Annotated in this window: 2 pseudogenes; both read left to right on the plus strand. The window is 46.7% G+C overall.

The features are described from left to right. Positions 1 to 727 (plus strand): annotated as a pseudogene (locus GS501_RS01350) (hypothetical protein); the annotation flags it as partial. 476 nt (positions 728 to 1203) lie between these two features. Beyond that, positions 1204 to 2028, plus strand: a pseudogene (locus tag GS501_RS01355) (hypothetical protein); the annotation flags it as partial.

Genomic DNA, 2028 nt, shown 5'->3' on the forward strand with positions numbered 1-2028 from the left:
CGAGAATAAATTCATCAACAACCTTGGAAGTCATAATACAATTTATGGCGGTCAGGGAGACACCATTTCTGCCGTAGATGATTTGCATGTTTTTCAGCCTGGTACGGATAATCGAGTTACGGTTGGTGGTTCTCTGACCTTCGTCGGTGGGCAGGGAAGCGAGAGTCTTCATGCCGGTAATGCTACTATTTATGCTGGATCGGGCGTGGTGTATCATTATGTGGGCACCAATGCAGGGAATACGCAGCTACAATTTGAGGTGGGTGGTTCACAGAATAAGAATGGTGTTACCCTTTATGAAGGTGTGAAAGGCGACAAAAGCGGCGTCCTCTTTGATGCTTCTTCGTCCCATGGCTCGTTGTTAGCTCATGTGGGGAATGGTGACACGATTATTGGTGGTTCAGCTTCCGATACAATTTCGGTCAACAATGCCTCTGCTGGCGCGCACGGCACATCATTTAATGCGACTCTTTATGGGGGAAGTGGTGCACCGAACCTGTTTGAGTTCCTGAATGGGCAAGGTGGACATTACACGATTGCTGATTTCGGTAGTGCCGCGGGTAATACAGTCGGTCTTTCTGCGTCTCAGATGAATAATCTGCAGAATGTTTTGGATGCAGAAACTGTCAGTGGTGGTAACACAACGATTCGTCTGAATGACAAGACGGAAATCACCTTCTTGAATGATACGCATCTGGCGCATAACAACTTCCACGCGATCAAATAAGGTCCTTGTGGAGTTTTAGCTAAAACGGAAAGCCCTGCTGGTCAGAACGCCAGCGGGGCTTTTTTGTACTGTTGGCAAGGCAAAACATCGCGCAGCATAAATTTCACAGCACGAGATAAAGGTGTCCAAAAAACATCAATTTTAGGAGGAACTCTGGCTGAAGCAGGAGGGTTTTAGCATCATGAGGGGTATTAAGTATAAGTATTGCCAGATAAGAAAACATACGATCGTGGCTAGGATGCTTAACAAGCTTATTTATGGGTGGGGGGAACGTGATAGGATATCACAATAAAAAGGAACAAATCTAAGGGGATAACGAGAAATTAAGTTTTTAAGATTGTTGGTTATTTGACAGAGTCCTTTTTAATCTTGTAGTAGTAGGTCAATCTTGGATGGGACTCGTTTAGTCCTTGTGATTGTTTCGATGTGTAAAAGTCGAACTATTCGGATAACCGCTAGATAAATGTTGAGGGTGTATGCCAGTCGTTACCGTTATCGGTGCCTCCAGTAAACCGTTCTCGATACCGATTTCGGGGAATCGGGTAAACACGCTTGGTGGCCAGTTTGAGAAATCTGTTGGTAATGCCATCGGGGGAGGAATTCCCTCCGGAAGTGATAGTGTTGCAGGTAACGGTGGTGGTATTTCGATGCGTTCGTTGGATGCATCGGATGGTCTTCCTACGGGGGTAGCTTCGTCGAGCAGCCTCGATGTTGGCACAGTCAATGGTGGCGAGAATAAATTCATCAACAACCTTGGAAGTCATAATACAATTTATGGCGGTCAGGGAGACACCATTTCTGCCGTAGATGATTTGCATGTTTTTCAGCCTGGTACGGATAATCGAGTTACGGTTGGTGGTTCTCTGACCTTCGTCGGTGGGCAGGGAAGCGAGAGTCTTCATGCCGGTAATGCTACTATTTATGCTGGATCGGGCGTGGTGTATCATTATGTGGGCACCAATGCAGGGAATACGCAGCTACAATTTGAGGTGGGTGGTTCACAGAATAAGAATGGTGTTACCCTTTATGAAGGTGTGAAAGGCGACAAAAGCGGCGTCCTCTTTGATGCTTCTTCGTCCCATGGCTCGTTGTTAGCTCATGTGGGGAATGGTGACACGATTATTGGTGGTTCAGCTTCCGATACAATTTCGGTCAACAATGCCTCTGCTGGCGCTCACGGCACATCATTTAATGCGACTCTTTATGGGGGAAGTGGTGCACCGAACCTGTTTGAGTTCCTGAATGGGCAAGGTGGACATTACACGATTGCTGATTTCGGTAGTGCCGCGGGTAATACAGTC

The organism is Saccharibacter sp. 17.LH.SD (assembly GCF_009834805.1).
Lineage (GTDB): Bacteria > Pseudomonadota > Alphaproteobacteria > Acetobacterales > Acetobacteraceae > Saccharibacter.